The organism is Tenacibaculum aquimarinum (assembly GCF_022478115.1).
Lineage (GTDB): Bacteria > Bacteroidota > Bacteroidia > Flavobacteriales > Flavobacteriaceae > Polaribacter > Polaribacter aquimarinum_A.
Map to the genome: position 1 here is coordinate 1 of NZ_JAKGSC010000002.1, position 19,487 is coordinate 19,487.

The 19,487-nt window shown below is 30.2% G+C and carries 16 protein-coding genes; 15 read left to right on the forward strand and 1 reads right to left on the reverse strand.

The window, feature by feature from the left end:
- The 6 genes from L1S33_RS06015 to L1S33_RS06040 form a co-directional block, all read left to right on the forward strand.
- Positions 1 to 3,009, forward strand: a 3,009-nt coding sequence (locus tag L1S33_RS06015; protein ID WP_240561645.1) for a T9SS type B sorting domain-containing protein, incomplete at its 5' end; no start/stop codon positions are given.
- An 11-nt stretch (positions 3,010 to 3,020) separates the two neighbouring features.
- The gene (locus L1S33_RS06020) at positions 3,021 to 3,956 is read left to right on the forward strand and encodes a PorP/SprF family type IX secretion system membrane protein (RefSeq protein ID WP_240561646.1); all 936 of its coding nucleotides are present in this window, start codon (positions 3,021 to 3,023) and stop codon (positions 3,954 to 3,956) included.
- Between the two features lie 14 nt (positions 3,957 to 3,970).
- The gene (locus L1S33_RS06025) at positions 3,971 to 6,232 is read left to right on the forward strand and encodes an OmpA family protein (protein WP_240561647.1); all 2,262 of its coding nucleotides are present in this window, start codon (positions 3,971 to 3,973) and stop codon (positions 6,230 to 6,232) included.
- 361 nt (positions 6,233 to 6,593) lie between these two features.
- A complete protein-coding gene (locus L1S33_RS06030; RefSeq protein WP_240552121.1) occupies positions 6,594 to 7,115 on the forward strand; it encodes a hypothetical protein in 522 nt (173 codons plus the stop codon).
- A gap of 21 nt (positions 7,116 to 7,136) precedes the next feature.
- On the forward strand, positions 7,137 to 9,386 hold the full coding sequence (locus tag L1S33_RS06035) for a VWA domain-containing protein (RefSeq protein WP_240561648.1): 2,250 nt from the start codon (positions 7,137 to 7,139) through the stop codon (positions 9,384 to 9,386).
- Positions 9,387 to 9,398: 12 nt separating this feature from the next.
- Positions 9,399 to 9,935: a porin family protein gene (locus L1S33_RS06040; RefSeq protein ID WP_240561649.1), complete on the forward strand. Its 537-nt coding sequence runs from the start codon at positions 9,399 to 9,401 to the stop codon at positions 9,933 to 9,935.
- A gap of 64 nt (positions 9,936 to 9,999) precedes the next feature.
- Here the strand turns inward: L1S33_RS06040 and L1S33_RS06045 are convergent, their stop codons facing one another.
- Positions 10,000 to 10,467 (reverse strand): GNAT family N-acetyltransferase, encoded by a 468-nt coding sequence (locus L1S33_RS06045; protein WP_240561650.1) that lies wholly within the window; start codon positions 10,465 to 10,467, stop codon positions 10,000 to 10,002.
- A gap of 267 nt (positions 10,468 to 10,734) precedes the next feature.
- Here L1S33_RS06045 and L1S33_RS06050 point away from each other — a divergent pair, with 267 nt between their 5' ends.
- From L1S33_RS06050 to L1S33_RS06090, 9 genes are read left to right on the forward strand one after another with little or no spacing between them, the layout of a single operon-like run.
- Positions 10,735 to 11,592 carry an ABC transporter permease gene (locus L1S33_RS06050; RefSeq protein WP_240561651.1) on the forward strand — a complete coding sequence of 286 codons (858 nt, stop codon included), beginning with the start codon at positions 10,735 to 10,737 and terminating at the stop codon, positions 11,590 to 11,592.
- Between the two features lies 1 nt (position 11,593).
- A complete protein-coding gene (locus L1S33_RS06055; protein ID WP_240561652.1) occupies positions 11,594 to 12,844 on the forward strand; it encodes an ABC transporter ATP-binding protein in 1,251 nt (416 codons plus the stop codon).
- A gap of 48 nt (positions 12,845 to 12,892) precedes the next feature.
- A complete protein-coding gene (locus L1S33_RS06060; protein WP_240561653.1) occupies positions 12,893 to 13,645 on the forward strand; it encodes a class I SAM-dependent methyltransferase in 753 nt (250 codons plus the stop codon).
- Between the two features lie 7 nt (positions 13,646 to 13,652).
- Positions 13,653 to 14,492: a glycosyltransferase family 2 protein gene (locus tag L1S33_RS06065; protein WP_240561654.1), complete on the forward strand. Its 840-nt coding sequence runs from the start codon at positions 13,653 to 13,655 to the stop codon at positions 14,490 to 14,492.
- Positions 14,482 to 15,735, forward strand: coding sequence for a glycosyltransferase family protein (locus L1S33_RS06070; RefSeq protein ID WP_240561655.1), 1,254 nt, complete (start codon positions 14,482 to 14,484; stop codon positions 15,733 to 15,735). The genes L1S33_RS06065 and L1S33_RS06070 overlap by 11 nt, the downstream gene beginning before the upstream one ends.
- Positions 15,728 to 16,630 carry a glycosyltransferase family 2 protein gene (locus L1S33_RS06075; protein WP_240561656.1) on the forward strand — a complete coding sequence of 301 codons (903 nt, stop codon included), beginning with the start codon at positions 15,728 to 15,730 and terminating at the stop codon, positions 16,628 to 16,630. Before L1S33_RS06070 ends, L1S33_RS06075 begins: the two co-directional genes overlap by 8 nt.
- 2 nt (positions 16,631 to 16,632) lie before the next feature.
- On the forward strand, positions 16,633 to 17,628 hold the full coding sequence (locus tag L1S33_RS06080) for an N-acetylneuraminate synthase family protein (RefSeq protein ID WP_240561657.1): 996 nt from the start codon (positions 16,633 to 16,635) through the stop codon (positions 17,626 to 17,628).
- Positions 17,628 to 18,791 carry a UDP-N-acetylglucosamine 2-epimerase gene (gene neuC, locus L1S33_RS06085; protein WP_240561658.1) on the forward strand — a complete coding sequence of 388 codons (1,164 nt, stop codon included), beginning with the start codon at positions 17,628 to 17,630 and terminating at the stop codon, positions 18,789 to 18,791. Before L1S33_RS06080 ends, neuC begins: the two co-directional genes overlap by 1 nt.
- A 1-nt stretch (position 18,792) precedes the next feature.
- A complete protein-coding gene (locus tag L1S33_RS06090; RefSeq protein WP_240561659.1) occupies positions 18,793 to 19,485 on the forward strand; it encodes an acylneuraminate cytidylyltransferase family protein in 693 nt (230 codons plus the stop codon).
- Positions 19,486 to 19,487 lie beyond the last annotated feature (2 nt).

Here is a 19,487-nt window from a genome sequence, read left to right on the forward strand (position 1 = left end):
GAAGCAACGATTAACGCAAGTGGAGAGTACACCAACTTAGCAGAAGTAACAGCAAGTGATAATTTTGATCCAGATTCAACCCCAAATAATGGTGTAGATACGGACAACGATGGAAACGTAGAAAACGATCCAGATGATGAAGATGATGGAGATGGAGAATTGCCAGGTGATGATGGTGTACAACCAACTTCGGACATCAGCTTAGACAAAACATCAGCCATTACAGTTGATGCAGATAATAGCACCACACCAAGTCCAGGAGACACAGTTGAATTTACCATATCGGTAAACAACAATGGCCCGAACGAAGCACCAGGTGTTGTGGTAACAGATCAACTTCCAACAGGATACACGTTAACAGACACCACACCAAGTCAAGGAAGTTACGACACCAACACAGGCGTTTGGACTATTGGAACGATAGCGAACCAAGCAACGGTAACCTTAGTAATCGAAGCAACGATTAACGCAAGTGGAGAGTACACCAACTTAGCAGAAGTAACAGCAAGTGATAATTTTGATCCAGATTCTACTCCGGATAATGGGGTAGATACGGACAATGATGGAAACGTAGAAAACGATCCAGATGATGAAGATGATGGAGATGGAGAAGAGCCAGGCGAAGATGGAGTTCAGCCAGTATCTGATATCAGTTTAGATAAGACTTCTGAAGTAACATTAGACGCAGATAATAGTGGAACACCAACACCAAATGATACAGTTGTATTTACAATATCTGTAAACAACAACGGCCCGAATGAAGCACCAGGCGTTGTTGTAACAGATCAAATTCCAACAGGATACACGTTAACAAATAACACACCAAGTCAAGGAAGTTACGATGTAAACACAGGCGTTTGGACTATTGGAACGATAGCGAATCAAGCAACGGTAACCTTAGTAATCGAAGCAACGATTAACGCAAGTGGAGAATACACCAACTTAGCAGAAGTAACTGCAAGTGATAACTTTGACCCAGATTCTACTCCGGATAATGGCGTAGATACGGACAATGATGGAAACGTAGAAAACGATCCAGATGATGAAGATGATGGAGATGGAGAAGAGCCAGGCGAAGATGGAGTTCAGCCAGTATCTGATATCAGTTTAGATAAGACTTCTGAAGTAACATTAGACGCAGATAATAGTGGAACACCAACACCAAATGATACAGTTGTATTTACAATATCTGTAAACAACAACGGCCCGAATGAAGCACCAGGCGTTGTTGTAACAGATCAAATTCCAACAGGATACACGTTAACAAATAACACACCAAGTCAAGGAAGTTACGATGTAAACACAGGCGTTTGGACTATTGGAACGATAGCGAATCAAGCAACGGTAACCTTAGTAATCGAAGCAACGATTAACGCAAGTGGAGAATACACCAACTTAGCAGAAGTAACAGCGAGTGATAACTTCGACCCAGATTCAACACCAAATAATGGTGTAGATACAGACGGTGATGGAAACGTAGAAAACGATCCAGACGATGAAGATGATGGCGATGGAGAAGAGCCAGGCGAAGAAGGAGTTCAGCCAGTATCAGACATTAGTTTAAATAAGAAGGTAGTTTTAATTACTGATGCTGATGGTAGTGGTGGACCAACACCTTTTGATACAGTAGAGTTTGAAATAACTGTAACAAATAGCGGCCCTAATAAAGCAACAGGTATTGTGATTAAAGATGAATTACCAGCAGGTTATACAATGGTAAATTCTAACACAACAACAGGTACAGTCTATTTTGATACAGAGTGGACAATTCCTACTTTAAATATTAATGAGTCTGTAGTTTTAACTCTGTTAGCTACAATAAACCCAGACGGGCCATTCACTAATTTTGCAGAAGTTATAGCAAGTGATAATTTTGACCCAGATTCTACACCAAATAATGGAATTCTTTCTGAAGATGATCACGATTCTGCAGATCCAAAAGTAAAATTTGTATCTGATTTAAGATTAGTTATGACTACGAATAAAGAAGTTGCAGATGTTGGAGAAACTGTAGTTTATAACTTAGAGTTAACTAATGATGGACCAAATAGAAGTACAAATGTAAGAGTAAAAAGTCTTCTGCCATCTGGATTGGAATATATCATTCATAGAAATGGAAACTATAACTTACAAGATGGAATTTGGGAAATAGGAGATATAGAAGTTGATGAAACAAAAACATTAGAAATAGATGTTACAGTTCTAACACCTCAACTTCTAGATAATGAACACTTTGTTGAAGCTGAAGTAACACGTAGTATAAATTTTGATCCAAATAGTACACCAAATAATGGTGTTGTTACGGAAGATGATTACGATAGTTTTCAATTAAGATTACCAATAGATTTAAGGATTACCAAAACTGTTGATGATGCAAATCCTATTGTAAATCATGAAATTATGTTTACTATATCTGTTACAAATCCTACTGTCATGGAAGCAACTGGGGTAATTGTTGAAGACTTGTTACCGGAAGGTTATATTTATGTTTCTCATACAACAGATGTTCCTGGAAGCACTTATAATGATATGAGTGGAGAATGGAATATTGGAACAGTCCCAGGAAACACAACTGTAACATTATTATTAACTGTTCAAGTTAATGAGTTTGCAGATTACCCAAGTGGAGATTATATAAATACAACTACTATAATCGGAGTAGATCAAGAAGATTTTGTTAATGTTAATAATACTGCTACAGCAGAAACTAAACCAGTTTGTTTAACTGTTTACAATATATTTAGTCCTAATGGAGACGGAGTTAACGATTATTTTAAAATAGATTGTTTAGATAAATATCCTAATAATAAATTACAGGTATATGGTAGATGGGGACGTTTAGTGTTTAAAGCAGAAAACTATGATAATAAATGGACAGGAATATCTAATGGTGGTAGTGTTGTAGGTAGAAATAAAGGTTTACCAGATGGAACTTACATGTATATTATAGATTTAGGTGATGGTTCTCCTCTTAAAAAAGGGTGGTTAACAATAAGTAGAGGACAATAAAAGAAAAAGTTATGAAAACAATATCAAATATTGACATCCTAAGAATAAATGTTTCTATATTAATTTTATTATTGATATCAGTAGAAGGATTTTCACAACAAGATCCACAGTTTACACAGTATATGTATAATACAATGAGCGTGAATCCTGCCTATGCAGGATCTCGCGGTCATACAACAATAACCGCTTTGGGAAGAACTCAATGGGTTGGTTTTGATGGAGCACCAGATACTCAAACATTAAGTTATGATACACCTTTAGGCTATTCTGGAGTTGGATTAGGAATCAACTTGGTAAATGATAAATTAGGACCATCACATGAGACTTATTTAGATGCTAATATATCTTATACAATTCGTACTGGAAATGAAGGGAATTTAGCTTTAGGTCTAAAAATAGGGGGGCGTTTGTTAAATGTAGATTGGAGTAGAGGAACTTTTCAGAGTCCAGAGCCAAGATTTAATACCAATATAAACAACAAGTTTTTACCAACATTAGGAGCTGGAGCTTATTACCACAAACCAAAGTGGTATGTAGGATTAGCGGTACCAAACTTTATAAGAACAGATCATTACGATGATAATATAGAAAGTGTAGCTGTAGAGCGTTTGCACTTTTTCTTAATAACAGGTTATGTTTTTGATTTAAATGAAAGCATTAAGTTTAAACCAGCCGCATTATTAAAAGGAGTACAAGGTGCACCATTATCATTAGATATTTCAGCAAACTTTTTGTTTAATGAAAAGTTTAGAGCAGGATTAGCTTGGAGATGGGACGATTCAATAAGTGCATTATTAGGCTTTCAAGTAAGTGATGGATTAAACATTGGTTATGCCTATGATTTAACAACATCAAACTACAGTAATTATAACTCAGGAACTCATGAGGTAATGTTACGTTATGAGATATTTAGAGAAGGACCAGTTAAATCTCCAAGATTCTTTTAAAAAAAAATCAAGATATGAAAACACCAAAATTACTATTAACTCTTGCTTTACTTATTACAATCCAATCTTTTGGTCAGCGTAGATATTTAGCAAATAGATATTTTGAGGATTTTGCTTATGTAAAATCTGCTGAATTATATAAAGAATTAATACAAGATGGAGACACAACAAAAAGAGTTTTACAACGATTAGCAGATTCATATTACTTTAATTCAGAAATGGATAAAGCAGAAAAATGGTATCAAAAGTTAATTACAAATTATAAGAGTTATGTTGAGCCTGAATATTTATTTAAATATGCCAAAACTTTAAAAAGTAATGGTAAATATAAAGAATCTGATGATGCAATGAAAGCCTTTAAAAAGTTGCAGCCAGAGGATACTAGATATGAGAATTTAGAATTAACTCCAAACTATGTAAATGTTTATTCAGATACAGTGTATCAGAAAAAAAAGAAAGAAGTTATTAATGTACATAATGTAGCCTTAAATACAAAATACTCAGACTTTGGTGGATTTATATATGAAGATAATTTCTATTTCTCCTCTTCAGCTCCAAGTGAAGGAACTAATAATAGAATTTATAGATGGAATGAACAGCCATATTTAGATATTTTTATAGCTAAAAAAGAAGAGCAAACCTTAGAAGGAGGTACAGATAAAGGAAAAGTATTAGAGTTAACTGATAAGGTAGTTTTAGATGAACCTGTTCAAACAAAGTTTCATGAAGCCAATGCAATACTAACAAAAGATGGTTTAACAATGTACTTTACCAGAGATAATTACAATGGTAAAAAACTAGGAAAGAATAAAGATAGAGAAGTATTTCTAAAAATATATAAAGCTCGTTTAATAAATGGAAAATGGGATAATATTACAGAGTTACCTTTTAATAGTAACGATTTTTCAATTGGTCATCCGGCTTTAAGTCCTAATGAAAAAGAACTATATTTTATTTCAGATATGCCAAATGGTTATGGAAGTACAGATTTATATAAAGTTTCAATTAATGGAAATACGTATGGAGAACCAGAAAATCTAGGGAAAAATGTTAACACAGAAGGAAGAGAAATGTTTCCTTATATGAGTAAAGACAGTGTTTTGTATTTTTCTTCTGATGGACATTTAGGTTTAGGAGCTTTAGATATATTCGAAACAAAGCTTACAAAAGATAAAGGTTTTAGTGAAGTAAAAAATATACACGCGCCATTTAATAGTAAAATGGATGATTTTGGTTTTACTACCAATAAAGAAAAAAATAAAGGTTTTTTCTCTTCCAATAGAAAAGGAGGGAAAGGAGATGATGATATTTATAGTTTTATAGTAGCAAGTTGTACACAAAATATAACCGGTGTTATAACAAATCTAAAAACGGGTGATCCAATCTCGGGAGCATTGGTTGAAATGATTGATACTAACGGGAAAAAAGTAGATCAATTTATTACTAAAGAAAACGGAAAGTACAAATTTTTAGAAGCAGATTGTGGAGAAAGTTACACTGTTAAAGCATCAAAAGAAACCTTTGCACCCAATCAAAAAACAAATCGAACTTCAGGAAAAGATGGAGCAGAAAATACTTTAAATATACCACTTAAATCATTGTTATGTAGCCAAAGTATTTCAGGTACTGTTACAGAAAAAAGAACTGGAGAAATAATAGCTGGAGCAACGGTAAAACTTATTGAAAGTTCAGGAAGAATTATTGAAGAAACTACAAGTGATAGTAAAGGAAATTACATGTTTAGTAATGCACCTTGTAAAACTAGCTTAACAGTACAAGGAAGCAAAATAGATTATAGATCAGATCAAAACTCTCTTTACACAACTACAGAAGACGATAAAAGTAACGACGTAGATTTAGTGTTAACTGCTTTAATTGTAGGTAATCAAATAGTTATTAATCCAATATTTTTTGATTACGATAAGTATAACATTAGAGAAGATGCAGCTTTTGAGCTCGAAAACATTGTAACGGTAATGAATAATAATCCCAAAATGGTTATTAAAATTGAAGCGCATACAGACAGTCGCGGAAAAAAAGCATACAACAGATTATTATCTGACCGAAGAGCAAAGTCTACAGGAAGCTATATTATTTCTAGAGGTATAAGTGCTAGCAGAATTGAAAGTGCAATAGGTTTTGGAGAAGATCAATTATTAAATAAATGTTCAGACGGAGTTAGATGTTCTAAGGAAGAACATCAAGAAAATAGACGATCTTATTTCTATATAGTAAGTGGAGGAAAAAATATAGATGTAAAAAACCAAAAAAAATAAAATCATAAAGCAAGGTATTTTCCCTCATTTAATTTCCTTAATTAGTTCCCAGCCCTCTAATACCTATACTTTATGTCAATAAACTTCAGCCAATTAGGCTGAAGTTTCTGTTTGTACTATTTTGTAAACTATAGTAAAATAAAATATGTTTTAAATTTTATTTATATATTTACACTCAGTAAAAGAAATTCCCTACACATTTTAAATGCTATTTCTTAGCTTTTTTCTATAAAATAAAAAAAACTCTTCATTTACACCCCATTTATGTGACTTTAAAGGCATAGTTGTGTCTAAAAGTTAGTTATTAAATCTAATTCCAAAAAATGGCATAAGATTTGTAATTTTTTTTAAAAAAATAATAATGAAAAGAGTAATAAAATATATAAGTATTATATCTATAATTTTAGTTAATCTATCTTTAACTAAAACTAACAAGGTTTTTCCTAAAAGTAATACTTTAAACAACTGTACAGCTATTTTAGAGGTAGAGAAGAATAGAAATTCTAAATCAATTTTTAAAAGTGATTTAAAATATAAGTTAATACTTACTAATACTTCTAATAAAAAAACTAGCTATAAAGTAGAAATGGAAAATACAAAGGAGGAATTAAAAAACTTAAAAAGCCGTTTTTCTAAATCTAAAAAAACAATTAAAACTTCTAGTTTAAAAGCTATAACTTTAAATAGTAAGAATAAATCAATTAATGAAATTGTTTTAAATCCTGGAGAAAAATACACTTTTAATGTGTTATTAAGTAAAATTGATACTAAGAGTTTTAATACTTGGAATTTAACAAAAGTAAAAGTTTATTCTCTAGAATGTAAAGAAATTATTGCTTCTACTATTCTTAAAACGTTTATACCTAATCCAGAATTAAGGTAATCTGCATTAAAAGACTTTATTATGAAAAAGAAATTTTTTTTTAACCTGAAGGCGTGCCTTATAATTGCCTTTGTTTTTTTTACTCAATTAACTATTAGTCAGGAAATTGTAATTGAAAAAGAAATTATAGAAAACACTATAAATTGTAGGCAGTTTGACGTTAAATTATCTATTGAAGGTTCGCCAACCATTAAACCGCAAGAAGTTGTATTACTTATTGATAATTCAGGGAGTATGGCAGATCAAGTAACAGTTGACGGTACAACCAAAACATTATTACAGTTTGCTCAAGAAGCAGCAGTAGACTTTGTAAATAATATTTTTGATTCTTCGAATGATCCATTTGGGAAAAACAGAGTTGCTATTGTAAGTTATAATTCATTTGCAAATACAGAAATTAATTTAACTTTAGGAAGCTCTAAGCAAACTATAATTAATGAAATAAATAGTATAGTATCTGGAGGTTCAACAAATATGGAAGATGCTTTAATTAAAGCAAAAGAAGTTTTATCTCCTCCAGCACCACAGGCTACTTTTGACTGTACAACATCTAGAAGTATTATTTTATTAACCGATGGTGTTGCAAGATGGCATAATGGTTTAGGTACTAATGTTACAGGAAATGGACAATGTAATGATACAACAATTGATACTGCTTGTCAAACTAGAGCGTTTACAGCAGCTACTGATGTAGAAAATTTTACTGTAAATGGAGATTCTTATGATCAACAAATATTTACTGTTGGTTTTACAGGAACTTTATCGAGTGCGCAACTTGCCGTATCTCAACACACTCTAAATACAATTGAAAATAGCGGTGCATTTTATACTAACAATGCAGCCGATTTAACTTCTATTTATAACACAATCTTAGGTCAATTATTAGCTGCAGCAACTGCTGTAGATGGAGAGTCACTTGTGAGTGATCAAATCCCTAATGGTTTTTCAATTGTACCAAATACCTTATTAACAAGTAAAGGTTCTTATACAGTTACAGGTCAAAAAATAGATTGGTTTATAGATAAAGTTTTAAACGAAACGGTAACTTTAGAGTACTCTATAGTTGCAACTGAAGACGAGTGTGGAATTACTGATCCAGGAACTTCAACTATGAAGTATCAAAATTCTGAATGTGAAGTTGTAGAAGAAACATTTCAAAACCCACAAGTTTGTGTTCCATGTCCAGAAGCAACTGCAAACCTAACAAGAAATGGATGTAATACAATAGACTATTCGGCTACAATTAATCAGTTAAGTTGTACACCAACAACAAATAATTATTCGTGGAAATTCTTTTTAAACGATGTGCAAATTGGAACATCAAACACAGAATCTGGCTCGTTTATTTATACTGGTTCAGACGATTTTACAGGAAATTTTAAAGCAGAGTTAGTTTATAATGGTTTATATGAGTCTAACTGTCCAGCTGAAGCAGCAAGTGATGAGAAAACTCTTGTGTTACCAGCATTATTATCTATTTCTGAAACCATAACTGAAGCAAGTTGTTCAGGAACTAATGATGGAGAAATTAATATATCTGTTTCAGGAGGTGAAGGTGCTTACACTTATTCTTGGAGCGATGGACCAAATACAGAAGACAGAACAGGCTTAGTTGATGGGGACTATACAGTTACTATTTCTGACGAAAATGACTGTGAGGTTCAAAAAACGATAACAGTTACTGCTAAAGATATTTTAGCTCCAACTAAACCTATACTTTCTGACGAATCTTTTAACTGTAGTGCAACGCCAACAGCACCTACAACAAATGATGTCTGTGAAGGAATAATCACAGGAACAACAACTACTGTTTTTCCAATTACAACAAAAGGAACAACAGTTGTTACCTGGACATTTACAGATTCTAGCGGAAACAGTACTTCGGCAACACAAAATATTAGTGTTTCCTGTATTGCAGATCTAAGTTTAAATATAAGTGTTAATAATGCGTTACCAAAAGTTGGAGAAACAATATTTTATACTTTAAAACTTAAAAATGATGGGCCAGTTGATGCAAACGGAATAGAAGTTTTAAATGCACTTCCTAATGGATTAACATATAATGGAACAGGATCTACAATTCCAACAGGTACAACTTTTAATAATACTTCAGGTATTTGGGATTTAAAGAATATTACAGTTGCAAATGGTGATATTGTTGAACTAATTTTGGCAGTTACTGTTAATGGATCAGGAACATTCTCTAATAATGCAGAAATAATATTAGATAACGAAGACGATAATGATTCTACCCCAAACAATAAAATTTAAAAAAAAATAAAAATGAAAAATGTATTATTTATTGCAATAATGTTATTGTTTGGTTATGGAAAATTAAATGCTCAAGAAACAAGTTTTGGTATTAAGGCTGGATATCATAATTTAATAGCAGTAGCAAGTGCAAATGGAGCTTCTGCTTCCGATGGCATATCTGGTATTTATTTAGGATTTCTTGCAGATATTTCTATTTCTGAAAAAATGAAAATTCAACCAGAATTACAATATGCTAGAGTTTCTGAAAATGGAGGAGAAGGAAATAGTTTAATCATTCCTGTTATGTTTAAGTATTATGTTACTGATCAGCTTAACTTTCAAGCAGGTCCTGTTATGGATCTTATCTTAGATGAAAGTGAAGATGATGTTAATACTTTTGGTTTTGGTCTAGGAGCAGGTATAGGGTATGATTTTACAGACAAAGTATTTATTACTGGAAGATATTCTTTTGGATTATCTGATAGATTAAAAGTTAATGATCCTTTATTATCTGGAGTATCAGTTAGGTTTGATATTTTTCAAGTTGGATTAGGTTATAGATTCTAAAAAACTAAAAATTAATAATAAAAAAGGGAGCAATTGTGCTCCCTTTTTTATTATTAATTTTTAGCTAAAGAGTTAAAAGCATTTTAATATCGGAACGCTCATAATGAGAGTCTTTTTCTAATTGAATTTCTTTAAAGCCAACTTTATGGTATAAGTTTATTGCTGCTTTTAAACTTCTGTGTGAATATAAAGTAACACTTTTCCATTGTTGTTCTCTTGCAAAATTTATACAGAAATCCATTAATTGTTGCCCAATTTTTAAACCTTGATATTTTGGGAGAACTGCCATTTTACTTAATTCAAAAAAGTTTTTTTGGTTGATGAATGCTACAACACCGGCCACTTCATTGTTATACTTTGTAACAAAAATAAAACCACCGTTATCAATAATATATTCTTGCGGATTGCTTAAAACCTTTTTATCATAAGGTTCTACATAAAAATATTTTTCTAACCACTCTACATTTAAATCGTAAAACGCTTTTGCGTATTTTGGTTGAAATGCTATAATTTCCAAATTGTTATTTTCCATAATAAGTTAGCTTGCGTAAGGGATTGAAACGGCATCCTTTTGTTTTTGCAAAAGATATAGTGTAAAGCCCGACCACAATTTTTTTATTGTGGTGACGCTAAAATGTTTAGACTAAACTTACTAAATTGTTATCTTTAAAAAAGGAATTATTTCTAATTCAAATGTAAAAAAAATCGACTGAATTAAGTATCAATTCATATTGCTAATTGGGATTTTAAATTATATTTGTGATTAATGTTCTAAAATTAGATTATTATTCCCTAGATAATGATGAAAAAAAATGATTGGCTTTTTGAAATTACGCCTAAAAACAGCTTATTAGATTTAAATCTAAAAGAAGTTTGGCAGTATAGAGATTTGCTTTTTTTGTTTGTAAAAAGAGATGTAATTACGGTTTACAAACAAACTATTTTAGGACCACTTTGGTATATAATTCAGCCTTTATTTACCTCGATAATCTTCACTTTAGTATTTAATAATATTGCTGAAATTTCAACAGGAACAATACCTCCTTTTTTATTCAATTTAGCAGGTATTACAGCGTGGAGTTATTTTAGAGATTGCTTAACAAACACTTCAGATACCTTTAAAAAGAATGAAAATATTTTTGGAAAAGTTTATTTTCCAAGAGTAATAATGCCAATGTCTATAGTAGTTTCTAATTTATTAAAATTCGGAATTCAACTTATAATTTTTATATTTTTCTATATTTTATATGCTTTTAAAGGAATGGAAGTTCAGCTTTCTGTAGACCTTTTATATTTACCTTTTTTAATTATTTCTATGGGAATGTTAGGTTTAGGTTTGGGTATGATTATTTCTTCTATGGTAACTAAATATAGAGATTTAACCTTTTTAGTTTCATTTGGTGTACAACTATTAATGTATTTGTCTGCAGTAATGTATCCGTTAGAAATTGTAAAAGTGAAAATGCCTAAATATGCTTGGATTGTAGAGTATAATCCTATGACAACTGTTATAGAAACCTTTAGAAACATTATTTTAGGAACTGGTTCGGTTTCTGTAATGCAAATTTTGTATTTACTAGCCACTGCAGTAGTTGTGTTTTTAGTTGGATTGGTAATTTTTAACAAGACAGAAAAAACCTTTATAGATACTATTTAAGATGAAAGATGACGTTATTTTAAAGGTTGAAAACTTATCTAAACAATATCGTTTAGGAACTGTTGGTACAGGAACTATAAGTCACGATTTAAATAGATGGTGGGCAAAAATTAGAGGAAAAGAAGACCCGTATTTAAGAGTTGGGGATGCTAATGATAGAAGTTCCAAGGCAAGCTCAGAATATGTTTGGGCATTAAAAGATATTAATTTTGATGTTAAACGAGGAGAAGTTTTAGGAATTATTGGTAAAAACGGTGCTGGTAAATCTACACTTTTAAAGATATTATCTAAAGTTACCGGACCAACTACTGGAAGTATAAAGTCTAAAGGAAGAATTGCTTCTTTATTAGAAGTTGGTACAGGTTTTCATCCAGAAATGACTGGGAGAGAAAACATCTTTTTAAACGGGGCAATCTTAGGAATGACCAAAAAAGAAATAGCGTCTAAATTAGATGAAATTATAGATTTCTCTGGTTGTGAACGTTATGTAGATACTCCTGTGAAAAGGTATTCTAGCGGAATGAAAGTGCGTTTAGCTTTTGCCGTAGCAGCGCATTTAGAACCGGATATTTTAGTGGTTGATGAAGTTTTAGCTGTTGGAGATGCAGAATTTCAAAAGAAAGCCATTGGTAAAATGCAAGATATTTCTAAAGGAGAAGGTAGAACGGTTTTGTTTGTGAGCCATGATATGGCAGCTGTAAAACGTCTTTGTAATAAATGTATTTTATTAAATAATGGTAAAGTTTCCAAAATTGGTAGTACAAGTGAAATTATAGATGATTATTTATTTGTTGATAAGCCTCCAGTTTTCATAAAAACTAAGGATGAGCTTTTTAAAATGAAAAAAACTGATCTTTATTTTAAATCAGTTAGAGTTTTTGATGATAAAAATAAAACGAAAGAAACATATGTTTGTTCTGAAAATATTAATATAGAAGTTGAAATCGGTGTGAATTCAAAAGTAATGAATAGCTCATTATTTATTATGGTAATGAAAAATAATGAATCACGTATATTTTCAGCAGAAAAGTTAATTGAGGATGATAAGTATATTTATAAATTACGAATTGATAAATTATTTTTAACTAAAGGGAATTATATATTGGATGTTTATTTACATATTCCAAATACAAAAAGATATGATACATTATCTTCCATATGTTCATTTGATGTTATAGATGATATTTCACCTTTTATTGTTCATGGTGGTTTCAACCATGGAGCAGTATTTGGTAATTATACTTGGGTGTAAGTCTTTTTCAGTTATTAAAAACATCAGGAAGCTAAAAGTTATTAAAAGATGAAAGCATACTTAAAAAGAAAGAAAAATATTTATGAATTAGGTAAGAGAGTTATAAATAATAAGTTTCATAAAGAGGGTGAACGAATAATTACAATGGAACATAAAAAGTCACCATACAGATATGAACTTATTAATTTTTTACTAAATTTTTTGAATAGAGAAACTAAATACCTTGAAATAGGTGTTAGGTTTCCTCAACAAAATTTTGATTTGATTGTTTCTAAAGAAAAATATAGTGTAGATCCAGGTTATGAGAACCCTAAAAACCCTGTAGATTTTAAAGTAACAAGTGATGTTTTTTTTGAAGATGTGAGAGAAGGAAAAATCTTGCAAGAAGATATTTTGTTTGATGTTATTTTTATAGATGGTTTGCATTTAGCAGATCAGGTTGAAAGGGATATAAAAAATTCTTTATCATTTTTAAAAGAAGACGGTTATATAGTTATGCATGACTGTAATCCACCATCAGAGTTTCATGCAAGTGAAAATCATAATTATAAATTGTCACCAGCAAAAGGTTATTGGAATGGTACTACTTGGAAAGCTTTTTTTAAGCAAAGACAAAGTAAAGAAACTTATTCTTGTTGTATTGATTCTGACTGGGGTATTGGTGTGATATCAAAAAGTTTAAATTTAGGTAAGCCGACCAAAATAAATAACCCTTATTTTGAATTTAATGTTTTTAATGAAAACAGAAAAGAAAGCTTAAACTTGATTAGTTATAAATCTTTTCAGAAAAAAATTTTATAAATTCTGTATGGATGTTAGTATAATATTTGTTAATTATAATACAGCAAAACTTACTTGCCAAGCAATAGCTTCTGTTATAAAAAACACATCAGGTATTTTATATGAAATAATTGTTGTAGATAATGACTCAAAAGATGATTCTGTAAACCTTATATCTGAAAGTTTTCCATCTATAAATTTAATAGAAAATAAAACCAATGAAGGTTTTGGTAGAGCAAATAACGTTGGTCTTAGAATTGCAAAAGGTAAATATTGTTTCTTGTTAAATACAGACACGTATTTATTAAATAATGCTATTAAGATTTTATTTGATTTTATGGAGAGTGCTAAAAATAAAAATGTTGCTGTTGTAGGAGGTATGTTGTTTAAACAGAATTTAGAAACAAATGTTTTTGCAGGTAACTTTCCAGATTACCAAAATTTCATTAATAACTCATTATTAAAATACTTATATAAATATAAGAAACCTAGAAGTATAAAAAATATACCTAGACTTCCTAAGGTTTCTATTGAAGTTGATTATGTATCTGGTGCAGACTTTTTTGTCAGAAAAGAAGTGTTAGATAAAATTGGTGTATTTGATAAACGTTTTTTCCTATACTTTGAAGAAACGGAACTCTGTTTTAGAATAAAACAAAAGTTACCAAATACTAAGTGCATGATTGAACCAAAAGCAGAAATTGTGCATATAAGTCAGGGTTCTAATAAAGACACTGCAAGAAATTTAAGGTTTAGAAAACAATTTATAAAAAGTAAAGCAATATATTACAGTATAACAGAAGGCTTGTTCAAAGGTTTTTTGTTTAGAATAGTTTCATTAAAAAGGTTGTATTTTAATGAAAAATAATACAGTGAAATCAGTTCTAATCTTATCTGAATCTATAGATGTTAATGATAGCAGTGGCTCAAAAGTCAATGTTGCTTTAATTAACAATATTTATAAATTAGGCTATAAGGTAAAAGTTTTACATTATTCTCGGAAAGAAATACGTTTAGCCAACAATATTGAATGTGTAAATATTAAAGAAACAAAGTTTTCTATAAACTATCTTTTAAGCAGAACGCAAAGAGTTATAAGTAGGGTTTTAAAAGTTGATATGTCTAATTTTTTAGAAAATATATTTGGACATTCATTTACTTTTTTTAATGATACTAAAAGTATTTCTAAGGCTTTAAAAGAACATTATAACTCAGAAGATTTAATTATCACATTAAGTAAAGGCGCAAGTTTTAGACCACATTATGCAATGTTAAAGTTACCAACGCTGCAAAACAAATGGTTAGCTTATGTGCATGATCCTTATCCGTTTCATTTTTATCCAAGGCCTTATAATTGGGTAGAAAAAGGATATAAATTTAAAGAAGCATTTTTTAGGGAAGTATCAGTAAAAGCAAAGTATTCTGCATTTCCAAGTTTGTTATTAAAAGAATGGATGGGAAGTTATTATTCAAACTTTCTTAATACAGGTCTTATTATACCACACCAAAATATAGAAAGTAATAAGTTGGCTGATATCAATTTACCAAATCATTTTAATGCTACTAAGTTTTCATTATTACATGCGGGTAATTTAATGAAACAAAGAAGCCCAAAAGGATTAATTGAAGGGTATTTAAAATTTTTAGGAAAAAATAAAGAAGCTAATAATACTTCTCAATTGTTATTAATTGGCCCAAATAGTTATCATAAAGAATATTTAAGCACAATAAAAAATGATACAATTTATATAGATGGATATGTAGATTTTGAAATTATAAATGAACTTCAAAAGAACGTATCTGTAAATATTATTTTAGAATCAAAATCGGAAATTAGTCCATTTTTACCAGGTAAATTTCCGCACTGTGTTTCAGCAAACAAGCCAATATTATTATTGGGGCCACATTATAGTGAAACGAAACGCTTAATGGGAAATCAATATAAATTTGTATCAGAAGCAGATAATGTTGAGGTAATAGCGCAACACATTGAAACGTTATACTTAAATTGGTTAAAAGGCGAAAATCAAAAATTAAATAGAAAAGATTTAGAAGATTATGTAGATGTTCAATTTTTAGACAAACAACTTAAAACTATAATTAATGATTAAGTTTTCTATTGTAATCACTACCAAAAACCGAATTAACGATTTAAAATTCACTTTAAATTCTCTTAATAGTTTATTAGAAAGAGAAGATGTGGAACTTTTAATTGTAGATGATTTTTCTTCAGATGGAACTCAAGAATTTTTAAAAGAATCCTATAAAAAACACACTTTAATTTTTAATGATAAAAGCCTTGGTTTAATCTATAATAGAAATGTTTTAAATAGTTTATCTAAAGGCAATTATGTTATTTCTTTAGATGATGATGCTAATTTTTTATCCGATAATGTTTTAGAAAATATAGAAGATTATTTTCTAAAAAACTTAGAATGTGGTGTTATAGCTTGTAGAATTTTTTGGAGCAAAAATTTGCCTATTAAAACAGCAAGTAAAAACACACCAGAAAGAGTTAAAGGTTTTGTAGGTTGTGGACATGTTTGGAGAAAAGAAAGTTGGGAATCAATACCAGAGTATCCTGCTTGGTTTCAGTTTTATGGAGAAGAAGACTTTGCATCCTATCAATTGTTTAAAAAGGATATTGAAATTCATTATGTACCAAAAATATTAGTGCATCATAGAGTAGATAATAAAGCAAGGAAAAAGGCAAAAGATTATAATGTTAGGTTAAGGAGGTCTATTCGATCAGGATGGTATTTGTATTTCCTTTTTTATCCAATATCAAAAATCCCTAAAAAGATTTTATACTCAGTTTATATGCAGTTTAAAACTAAGATTTTTAAGGGAGATTTTAGAGTATTAATAGCCTTATTACAAGCAAAAGTAGATTTGTTTCTTAACTTGCCTAATATTTATAAACTTAAAAATAGATTTACTAAAAAGGAATTAAAAGAGTATCAAAAATTATCGACAACAAAGATTTATTGGTCTCCAGAAAAATAATTATGATTTTTACAATAGCAGAAATAGCACAAGCACACGAAGGTAGTATTGCATTAGCTCATAAATATATAGACGCTGTAGCTAAAACCGGTTGTAGTGCTATAAAATTTCAAACACATATTGCATCAGCAGAAAGCAGTATTCATGAGCCTTTTAGAATTCGTTTTTCTGAAGATAAAACACGTTTTGATTATTGGAAGAGAATGGAGTTTTCTTTAGAGCAATGGAAAGAATTGAAGCAGCATTGTGATGATGTTGAATTAGAGTTTATGAGTTCTCCGTTTAGTAATAAAGCAGTAGATTTATTAGAAGAAGTTGGTGTTAAACGTTATAAAGTTGGATCTGGAGAAGTAAATAATTTTGTGTTGTTAGAAAAAATTGCACAAACAGGTAAACCAGTAATAGTGTCTTCTGGAATGAGTTCTTTTGAAGAGTTAGATGCTACGGTTCAGTTTTTAAAAGAAAGAAATGTAGCATATTCAATTTTACAATGTACAACGTCTTATCCTACAAAACCAATTCAATTTGGTTTAAATGTACTACAAGAATTAAAAGATAAATATAATGTTCCTGTTGGATTTTCAGATCATTCATCAACTATAGAAGCTTGTATTTCTGCAACAGCTTTGGGAGCTGAGATATTAGAATTCCATGTAGTTTTTGATAAGAATTCTAAAGGACCCGATGCAACTTCATCTTTAACTTTTGATGAGGTTTCGATGTTAGTTAAAGCTGTAAATAATATTGATATAGCACTTAAAAATCCGATTGATAAAAATGACAACTCACAATTTTCTGATTTAAAACAGATTTTTGAAAAATCATTAGCAATAAATAAAGATTTACCAAAAGGACATGTCTTATCTTTTTCTGATTTAGAAACTAAAAAACCTAAAGGATTTGGTATTTTAGCAAGTAATTATCAAAAGGTAATTGGTAAAAAACTTAAAAAAGATTTGCAACAGTGGTCTTTTTTAAATGAAACAGATATTACATAATGAAACAAATTCCTAAAAAAATATGTGTTGTAATTACTGCACGACCTTCATATAGTCGAATAAAATCGGCATTAACAGCTATTAAAAATCATCCAAAGTTAGAGTTACAGTTGGTTATTGCAGGTTCTGCATTATTAGGAAGGTACGGTAATGCGGTAGAGTATATTGAAAAAGATGGCTTTACAGTTTCTGAAAAAGTTTTTATGGTTTTAGAAGGAGAAAATCCTACTTCAATGGCAAAAACTACAGGTTTAGGTGTTATGGAACTTGCCAATGTTTTTTATAAATTAGAACCAGATGCTGTAGTAACAATTGCAGATAGGTTTGAAACTATAGCAACTAGTATTGCCGCTTCTTATCAAAATATTCCGTTAGTCCATATTCAAGGAGGAGAAGTTACAGGAAACATAGATGAAAAAGTACGTCATGCAAATACTAAATTGGCAGATTTACATTTAGTTGCTTCGGAAGAGGCAAAAGAACGTGTTATAAAAATGGGAGAAAACCCTGCAATGGTTTTTAATACTGGTTGCCCTTCAATAGATTTAGCTGATGAGGTTTTAAATAACCCAAAGTTAAATTTTAATCCTATTGAAAAATATGGAGGTGTTGGAGAAAATATTGATTTTAAAAATGGCTATTTAGTAGTTATGCAACATCCTGTAACTACTGAATATGATTCTGCTAGAAAAGATGTTGAAACTACCTTAAAAGCAATTTACGAGCTAGATATTCCAACATTTTGGTTTTGGCCAAATGTAGATGCTGGTTCAGATGGAACTTCTGGAGGTATTAGATCTTTTAGAGAAAGAATGAAACCTAAGAATATTCATTTTTTCAAAAATATGGAACCACAAGATTTTCTTAGTTTGTTAGTAAATAGTAAATGTTTAATTGGTAATTCTAGTGTTGGTATTAGGGAGTGTTCTTACCTTGGAGTGCCAACAGTAAATATTGGTACACGTCAAAATAGAAGACAAAGAGGTACAAATGTGGTAGATGTTTCTTATGATAAACAAGAAATAAAAGAAGCAGTTTTAGCACGTATAAGTTCTGTTGATATAATTAAACAAAATATTTATGGAACAGGAAATTCAGGTGAAAAGATAGCAGAAACTCTTGCAAACACAAATTTAAGTTTTCATAAAACGATTGTATATTAAAATGAGAATTTTAGGATTAATACCTGCTCGTGGTGGCTCTAAAGGAGTTCCAAATAAGAACATTAAGTTGTTGGGTGGAAAACCGTTATTACAATACACTTCTGAAGTTGCTTTAAAATCTAAAAACTTAAAAAATGTTGTCTTAAGTTCAGATAGTGAGTTAATTATTGAAGTAGGGAAAAAGTTAGGTTTAGAAGTTCCCTTTATTAGACCAACAGATTTAGCAGAAGATAAATCGCCAACTTTACCCGTAATTTTACACGCATTAGAACATTTTGAAAATAAAGGTATTTACTTTGATGCTGTTTGTTTATTACAAGTTACAAGTCCGTTTAGAACATTAGCGTTTGTGGAAAAAGCAATTGAAACATTTATAGAAAAAGAAACAGATTCGTTAATTTCTGTATTAGAAATTCCTCATGAATATAATCCGCATTGGGCATTTACAGAAACAAAAGAAGGTAACTTATCAATAGCTACTGGGGATAAAACTATTATTCCTCAAAGACAAAAATTACCAAAAGCTTATTATAGAGATGGTAGTATTTATATAACAAAAACATCAGTTTTAAAAGAACAAAATACATTGTTTGGAGACTCAATTTCTTATATAGAATCCTCAAAAGAAAATCATGTAAATATTGATACGGTAGAAGATTGGGAAAGAGCAGAAAAAATAGTAAAAAACTTGTAGTT